Genomic DNA, 8,190 nt, shown 5'->3' on the forward strand with positions numbered 1-8,190 from the left:
TCAAAAAAATCAGTTTAGTCATTGTGCCACTTTTAATTACAGCATGTAGCAGTAATGATAAACCGCTTGTTCAAGATGTTTATAATAGCCAATATGATTGTACATCGGATTGGAATACTGAACTGTGTGAAGAAGAACAAACGACGAGTTCATCTAGCGGTGGCTATTATGGCGGTGCACGTTATATTGGTCCGCAATATTATCAAGGCAACCGTAAAGTGAATTTTTCAGGGCGTAAAATAGAACCCTTAACCAATCGTAGTATAGGGCAACCTCATATTTCCCAAGTCGCCAAATCAAATAGCAAATCATCACCTGTCCGTGGTGGCTTTGGACGCAGTGGCGGATCATTTGGTGGCTAATGCTTAGACTGCTCAATTTGATATAAATATCCATTTAAAAAATTATTGACGACATTATGAAAAGAAAATTGTTCCAAGCCCGTCCAAATTGGCAACAAGAACACGAAAATATTGGTTTTGATTATTATAATTTACCTTCTGCGGATGGCTCGATTTATTGGTCTGAAGGGGTGGCGTATGAATTTAGCCTAAAGCAAATCGAACAACTTGAAGATGCCTCCAATGAACTGCATCAAATGTGTATGCAAGTGGCAGGAGAGATGATTCAGCAGGGTAATTATCCTGATTATTTTCAGATTCCACAGGCAGCCATTCCACTCATCGAACATTCATGGCGCAATAATGCACCGATGTTGTACGGACGTTTTGACTTTGCCTATGATGGTCACCAAATCAAGATGCTCGAATACAATGCCGACACCCCAACAGGTTTACTTGAAGCCTCGGTAGCACAGTGGCATTGGATCGAACAGGTTGAAAATATTCCACATCGTGATCAGTTCAACAGCATTCATGAAGACCTGATTAAGCGTTGGAAAACCATTTTTCCCCGTGGCTCACATATCCATTTTGCCGCATGTCAGGAAGCAGGGCGTGAGGATTGGGGCAATCTCGAATATTTGATGGATACGGCGTTCCAAGCAGGGCATAAGGTTTCTGAGCTATCCATGGAAAATATCGGTTGGGATGGACAAAACTTTGTCGATTTAAATGATCAAAATATTCAAAACTTGTTCAAACTTTATCCTTGGGAATGGATTTGGGAAGAAAATTTTTCACAGTATTTAAAGCCTGAAAATTTACAACAACAGCATTGGGTAGAGCCTTGTTGGAAAATGTTATTGTCCAATAAAGCACTGTTGGTTGAGCTTTGGAAGACATTTCCAAATCATCCTTTATTGCTCGAATCGCATGCCTTTAAAGCTGATCTGCAGTTGCAAGGAAAATGGGTGAAAAAGCCAATTTTGGCTCGTGAAGGTGCGAATATTCGTGTGCTGCAAGACAATATCGACCAAGGTGCGGCTTCAGGCAGTTTCTATTTTGATGATTATGATAAATATGGCTACATCGCACAGAAATGGGTAGATACGCCATTATTTGATGGCAAATTACCAACGCTTGGTTTATGGATGGTTGGGCACACTTGCGCAGGTATGTCGATTCGTGAAGATGAGTTTGACATCATTGGCAATGATGCACATTTTGCAGCGCATTATTTTGTGGAATAAGTGTGTTATGTCTTATTGCAGACATAACTTCGCACATTACTCAGTTTTTAACGTCTCCAAAACCTGATCAATCATATTTTCACGGTCAAGATCAGACAGATCATCAAACTGACCATCCACCAATAAATGGCTTAAACCATGCACCACGCTCCATGATTTAACTGCAAGCACTTTGGCTTTGGCGTCATCTACAGACACATTTAAAGTATTGGCAATCGCATATAACATTCCTGTATAAGCCAAATTTGCCATGGCTTTTAGGTTTTCATCGGCTTGGCTGACAGTAAAACGCCCGTACATTAAACGAAACAGTGCAGGATACTGCATGGCAAAAGCAATATATTGTTTACCTGACAAAATAAAACCTTGCCTGCTGTCCTCCGAGTTTTGAATCGCCTGACCTTGAAGCGTTAATAATTGTTCAAAGCCATGAATTGCCATGGCAATTAATAATTCCTCTTTATTGGCAAAATGCCGATAAACGGAATTTGCCGACACGCCAATAATTCGGGTCAATTCACGCATACTGAACTCAGTGCCCTGCGAAGACTCCAATAAAATCAAGCCCTGCGTCAATAAAGTTTCACGCAGATTGCCATGATGATACGTCGTGACCGAATCGTGGATTTTTTTATTCAATGTTGACACCGTAAACATTAATATTATAAATTAAATGTGACTACTGTACACATTGCACAAATTATACGAAACAAGCAATAAAAACTCAAAAAGGATGCAGAATTATGTCAAGTTTCATGAATAACTTAGCCAATAATCGCTTGGCTATGGGAACACTGAATTTCTTTGCCGAACTTGCAAAAAAGCGCATCCCCTATGTGGATGATAACCCCTTTCTCAAAGGTCCTTTTGCACCTGTCACTGAATCCGTTCATCACGATTTCAACGTCATTGGCACGATTCCAAAACAGCTTGATGGTCTCTTTTTACGCATGGGACCGAACCCATTAGAAGTGAAAAATCCTACACTTTATAATTGGTTTATTGGCGATGGTATGGTGCATGGACTACGCCTCAAAGATGGACAAGCCTTATGGTGTAAAAGTCGCTATGTCGGCACACATCAAGTTCATGACAAATTAAAACGTCCTCGTATCGAAGGCAATCCTCGTGGTGTGGCAGATATTACCAATACCAATATTATTGGACATGCAGGAAAAATCTGGACCATTGTAGAAGCAGGACCACTTCCTGTGGAAATGGATGCCGAGCTGAACAGTGTGCGTTATCGTTTATTTAATGATGACGAAAAATTTGCATTTTCAGCACATCCACACAAAGACCATGAAACAGGTGAATTACATGCGATTTGCTACGATGCTTTGGTGATGAATCAAATTCATTATCACGTGATTGATCAAGATGGAAAACTGAAAAACCGTGTCAGTATTCCTGTACAGCATGGTCCAATGATGCATGACTGTAATATGACCGCAAGTAAAATGGTGATATTCGATTTACCGATTACATTCTCAATTTCCAATATCATGCGTGGTGCTGATTTCCCTTATCAATGGAATGAAAAACATCAAGCAAGAATTGGTTTATTACCTAAAAATGGCAACGCCAAAGACATTCGTTGGTTCAAAGTCGATCCATGTTTTATTTTCCATAGTTGTAATGCTTATGATTTGGAAAATGGTGATGTGATTTTAGATGCTGCGGTGCATGATGAAACCTTTAAAAATACCATTCAAGGTCCATCGGATGGTCAGGTGGTACGTTTTGAACGTTGGCATTTGCAATATGCAACAGGTGAAATTAAGCGTACAGTCATTTCTGCAACACCTCAGGAATTCCCTCGTTTTGATGAGCGTTTGGCAGGTAAACCCTATCGTTATGCTTATACGATTACTTTAGGCGAAGAAGGTATACCGGGCAATCCAACCGATATTCAAGCGAATTATTTGTTGAAACATGATTTAGAATCGAATGAAACCACACAACATTTTTATGGTGAGGGTTATGTGACAGGTGAAGTGATTTTTATTCCAAATCCTGATACTCATGGTGAAGATGAAGGTTGGTTAATCTCTTATGTACATTCAATCGACTGCAAAAACAGTAAAGTGGTGATTTTGGATGCCAAAGATATTACCCAAGAACCTGTGGCGATCATTGAACTGCCGACACATATTCCTTTAGGTTTTCATTCCAATTGGGTGAATCAAGCGGACTTAGATGTAAAGTAGGAGAATAAAAAAATATGGAAAATACACCAATCATTCAACAGGGTTGTTGTACATGTGGGCAATCCTCTTTTAGTGTCGATGGTACGCCACTGATTCGATTTATTTGCCACTGTCGTATTTGCCAAGACCTTTACCAAAAGCCTTTTGCCGATGTTGTGATTTTCCCTGAAAAAGCAGTCAAATTGCAAACCACAGAATCGGTTGAATTTAAAAAATTTCGTGCGCCGCCTGCGGTCAATCGTGGCATTTGTAAGTCCTGTGCAAAACCTGTGTTTGGTGTGATGTGGGTTGCGCCATTTACACGATTTGCATTTGTTCCTGCGATGAATTTAGCAGATTCAACACAACTGCCTGAACCTGTAGGACATGTGTTTTATCATCGCCATGTTGAAGAAATGTATGATGGTCTGCCGAAAATCAATGGCTATGTAGCGAGTCAATTGTTTTTGTCTCAGAAAATAGTAAAAAGCTATTTTTAATATTTGAATAATGATGTCAAATTTGTGAGTTCAAGTTTGGCATCATGATCAGGAGACAATAAAAATACAGCGTGTATAATTTTAGCTGTACATCTATAACTGCACATCATCTTCTAAAAAATTAGGCTTTACTCAAACATTTACTTTATAATTTAATTGTAATTCATCCGCATTTTTTCCTCGAATTCCCCAATTTTCTTTCGGTGTTTCAAATATAGTAATTTCAACATCATTTGAACCAATACCACATAAATCATTGATATTTTCAAATAATTTTTTAATTAATGCTTTCTTCGCCTCTTTTGTTCTTCCCTCAAACATTGAAATTTCAATAATGATATAAGCATCTGAACGATCTGTAGGATAAATAAAATTTTGAGGCTCTAATGCAATAAAACGTTGAAACTTTTTTTCTTCAGGATATTTTAATGCCGTAACTAAAGCCTGATGAATTGCTTTACTTAAATGATCTCGGTGTAATTCTATAGTTTCACGTAAAGCATAAATTTTTATTTGAGACATTCTTTTTTCTCTATATTCAAATAAGTTTCTTCAAAAAAACCGACATCAAAATATCGGTTTTCAAGCATTTATTCAGCGAACAAATCAAATCGTATGATCTGCAACACGCTTCATATATTTATTCAGACGGGTAAAAAATAAAATCTGTAAAAAAATAGTAAATGCAGAAACACACCATTCATACCACAGATCAAAAGCAGTATTTTCAAGCTGAAAAACCTGATAAATTCCCAACAAAACCAAGCCAAAAACAATACCTGCTACAGTGGTTTGCAGCAAAATAGGGAAAGACAGCGCCGTGACCCGATTCATAAAATGCACACCATTGTCACCGCCATTGGCAACATAAGTCCGCTGAATCCCGATGAACATAATGATCAAAGTTAAAACCGCTTCAACACCGATCACACGTACATCATAGTACGGGGAAAACATACCATAGTAATACACAGCACTGACCACTAAAGCTGCGATCAAATAATAATTTTTATAATGACGTTTCTCTAAAGTGTCTTCAGAAAGTTCATGCGCTAAGGCTTTGGTATTCCAAAAATACATAAATATTTTTATCTCTTATTGCTTCATTTGTGCACACTTTACGCATTCTTTTCACAAAGATAAAGCACTAAAACCAAGACTTTCATCACAGCTCCAAGCTCAGATCAAAACACAAATTACTGAAGCATGTAACTAAATGGGCTACAATCAATCGAAAAAATTCAAAACGCAGGTTCAAAATGTCTTCTATCATTGCAACGACGGCGATTCGCGGTCGCTTCCTCGATATTCAGAATACGGTTGCCCAAGCGCGTGAAATTCACGACCAAGTGCGATATGTAGAAGATGGCTTATTACTCATCAATGATGGAAAAATTGTTTGGTTTGGTACTTGGACAGATGGGCAGGCAGCTCTGCCCAATGATCTCCACGTGGAACATTATCCAAATCAATTGATTGTGCCCGGTTTTATCGACACGCATATCCATTTTCCACAAACTGAAATGGTGGGTGCATACGGTGAGCAACTTTTAGAATGGCTCAATACTTATACATTCCCAACTGAAATCCAATTTCAAGACAAAGATTATGCCGACCAAATTGCACATTTCTTTGTCAATGAGTTATTGAAAAATGGGACAACCACAGCACTTGTCTTCTGTACTGTTCATCCTCAATCCGTTGATGCTTTATTTGAAGCAGCTGAACGCCATCAAATGCGCTTAATCGCAGGTAAAGTCATGATGGATCGTCATGCACCTGAGGCACTGACAGACACAGCAGAAAGTGCTTATACCGACTCTAAAGCCTTGATTGAAAAATGGCATGGCAAAGGGCGTAATCTGTACGCGATTACTCCACGTTTTGCACCTACCTCAACGCCTGAACAGCTTGAAAGCGCAGGAAAGCTCAAAGCTGAATTTCCCGATGTCTATGTGCATACCCATTTAAGTGAAAATAAAAATGAAATCGCATGGGTCAAAGAATTATTCCCTGAGCAAAATGGTTATTTGGATGTCTATCATCATTATGGTTTAACAGGGCAGAAGTCCGTTTTTGCACATTGCGTACACTTAGAAGAACACGAATGGGACTGTATGCATGCCACAGATTCAGCGATAGCTTTCTGCCCAACTTCAAATCTGTTTCTTGGCAGCGGTTTATTTCCATTGAAAAAAACATGGGAAAAGCAAGTTAAAGTCGGATTAGGCACGGACATTGGTGCAGGTACTTCATTCTGCCATTTACAGACCTTAAATGAAGCCTACAAAGTACAACAACTGCAAGGAGATAAACTTTCTGCCTTTGAATCGCTCTATCATGCGACTTTAGGCGGTGCAAAAGCTTTGGATTTGGATCATCAATTGGGCAATTTCAATGTCGGTAAAGAAGCTGATTTTGTGGTGCTGAATCTAAAAGCGACGGCGTTACAGCAGCTTCGCCAAGATCGTGCCAAGAATATTGAAGATGCGATATTTGCCTTATTCACGATGGGCGATGACCGTAATATTCAAGCGACCTATGTCTATGGAAAGAAAGCTTATGAGCAAGCCTAAGCAAGAACAAAAACCAAAAACATCCAAGAAAAAACTGATTCTCATCGGTACAGTTTTTGTGGTTTGTGCCTTACTGTTAAAGAAAGATGCACATTAATTTTTGTAGGCATTTACATTTCCACTGTCAAAAAAGATGCATCTTGGTCTGATATGTTTTAAAATTGAATCATCTTTTAGGGTGTTGCTGGTCAACACCTTTTTTAATTTGTGAATTTGATGTTTTAGGTATTTCCCATGACTGTTGAAATGAGAGTAATGATTTCTGCTGAAGAAATTCATGCAAAAGTTCAAGAACTTGGAAAAAAAATTGATGCGCATTATGCCCATAGCGACAAAGAATTGGTGCTCATCGGTTTATTACGAGGCTCAGTGATTTTCATGGCTGACTTATGCCGTGCGATTTCAAAAGGGCATGAACTCGACTTCATGACAGTTTCAAGTTATGGCGGTGGCACGACATCAAGCCGTGATGTAAAAATCTTAAAAGATTTGGATGGTGAAATTCGTGGCAAAGATGTGTTGATTATTGAAGACATTATCGACTCAGGCAACACATTGAGCAAAGTCTTGGAAATCTTGGAAACACGCCAACCAAACTCAATTGAACTATGTACTTTGGTCAGCAAACCGTCACGCCGTGAAATTGAACTTGATGTTAAATTTTTAGGTTTTGAAGTAGAAGATAAATTTATCGTGGGTTATGGCTTGGACTACGATCAAAAGTATCGTCACATTCCATTTATCGGTGAAATTGGTTTGTAAGACTGTACAAACACATGTCTACATTAAGCGGCTTCGGTCGCTTTTTTATATTTTATTCCCACCCATTCAGAACAAAAATGCAACAACTTAAAGTATAAATATTCTTTTATTTGTCATTAAAATATTCAAAAATAACAATAAGCTTCACATCCTGTATTGCAAATAAGATATAGAAAGGGAGAGAGATTATGATGGGATTAATCGGTGCGATCATTATCGGTTTTTTTGCAGGTCTGATTGCACGTGCCATTCATCCAGGGAATGATAAAGCAGGCTTTATCGTCACGACTGCACTTGGAATCATCGGTTCCTTGGTGGCAACCTATGGGGGGCAACTTCTTGGCTTATACAAAAATGGGGCATCAGCAGGTTTTATTGCCTCTGTAATCGGTGCAATTATTGTGTTGTTTATCTACAACATGATCACCAAAAAAAGCTGATTCACACTTTAAAATACAAAAGCATCTCAATCGAGATAATGCCAGTCAGTTAAGCAGAATTATTTGAAAAATTCCTAAAATCTCCCCTAACCCCTCTTTGAAAAAGAGGGGAACTTCTTGTAACTAAAATGA

Annotated in this window: 10 protein-coding genes; 7 read left to right on the forward strand and 3 right to left on the reverse strand. The window is 38.6% G+C overall.

Annotation, left to right across the window (positions count from 1 at the left end; all coding sequences use genetic code 11):
* Nucleotides 1–20: 20 nt before the first annotated feature.
* Together AVJ19_RS15420 and AVJ19_RS15425 are read left to right on the forward strand one after the other, a co-directional pair.
* Nucleotides 21–362 carry a hypothetical protein gene (locus tag AVJ19_RS15420; protein ID WP_228203380.1) on the forward strand — a complete coding sequence of 114 codons (342 nt, stop codon included), beginning with the start codon at nt 21–23 and terminating at the stop codon, nt 360–362.
* A gap of 56 nt (nt 363–418) precedes the next feature.
* The gene (locus tag AVJ19_RS15425) at nt 419–1,591 is read left to right on the forward strand and encodes a glutathionylspermidine synthase family protein (RefSeq protein ID WP_111860540.1); all 1,173 of its coding nucleotides are present in this window, start codon (nt 419–421) and stop codon (nt 1,589–1,591) included.
* A gap of 36 nt (nt 1,592–1,627) precedes the next feature.
* On the opposite strand, the gene AVJ19_RS15430 is transcribed toward AVJ19_RS15425, so the two are convergent.
* Complete coding sequence (locus tag AVJ19_RS15430; protein WP_228203379.1) at nt 1,628–2,239, reverse strand: TetR/AcrR family transcriptional regulator; 612 nt, start codon at nt 2,237–2,239, stop codon at nt 1,628–1,630.
* A 95-nt stretch (nt 2,240–2,334) separates the two neighbouring features.
* Here AVJ19_RS15430 and AVJ19_RS15435 point away from each other — a divergent pair, with 95 nt between their 5' ends.
* Together AVJ19_RS15435 and AVJ19_RS15440 are read left to right on the forward strand one after the other, a co-directional pair.
* Nucleotides 2,335–3,801, forward strand: coding sequence for a carotenoid oxygenase family protein (locus AVJ19_RS15435; protein WP_111860542.1), 1,467 nt, complete (start codon nt 2,335–2,337; stop codon nt 3,799–3,801).
* A gap of 14 nt (nt 3,802–3,815) precedes the next feature.
* Nucleotides 3,816–4,280, forward strand: coding sequence for a GFA family protein (locus AVJ19_RS15440; protein WP_111860543.1), 465 nt, complete (start codon nt 3,816–3,818; stop codon nt 4,278–4,280).
* Between the two features lie 132 nt (nt 4,281–4,412).
* Here AVJ19_RS15440 and AVJ19_RS15445 read toward each other — a convergent pair whose 3' ends face one another.
* A complete protein-coding gene (locus tag AVJ19_RS15445; protein ID WP_111860544.1) occupies nt 4,413–4,802 on the reverse strand; it encodes a tautomerase family protein in 390 nt (129 codons plus the stop codon).
* 84 nt (nt 4,803–4,886) lie between these two features.
* On the reverse strand, nt 4,887–5,360 hold the full coding sequence (locus tag AVJ19_RS15450) for a hypothetical protein (RefSeq protein WP_111860545.1): 474 nt from the start codon (nt 5,358–5,360) through the stop codon (nt 4,887–4,889).
* A 179-nt stretch (nt 5,361–5,539) separates the two neighbouring features.
* On the opposite strand from AVJ19_RS15450, the gene guaD reads away from it, so the two are divergent.
* From guaD to AVJ19_RS15465, 3 genes are all read left to right on the forward strand, one after another.
* Complete coding sequence (gene guaD, locus AVJ19_RS15455; protein WP_111860546.1) at nt 5,540–6,856, forward strand: guanine deaminase; 1,317 nt, start codon at nt 5,540–5,542, stop codon at nt 6,854–6,856.
* Nucleotides 6,857–7,090: 234 nt separating this feature from the next.
* On the forward strand, nt 7,091–7,618 hold the full coding sequence (gene hpt, locus AVJ19_RS15460) for a hypoxanthine phosphoribosyltransferase (RefSeq protein ID WP_111860547.1): 528 nt from the start codon (nt 7,091–7,093) through the stop codon (nt 7,616–7,618).
* Nucleotides 7,619–7,806: 188 nt separating this feature from the next.
* Nucleotides 7,807–8,058 carry a GlsB/YeaQ/YmgE family stress response membrane protein gene (locus tag AVJ19_RS15465; RefSeq protein ID WP_111860548.1) on the forward strand — a complete coding sequence of 84 codons (252 nt, stop codon included), beginning with the start codon at nt 7,807–7,809 and terminating at the stop codon, nt 8,056–8,058.
* Nucleotides 8,059–8,190 lie beyond the last annotated feature (132 nt).

The organism is Acinetobacter sp. CFCC 10889, from assembly GCF_003268395.1.
GTDB lineage: Bacteria > Pseudomonadota > Gammaproteobacteria > Pseudomonadales > Moraxellaceae > Acinetobacter.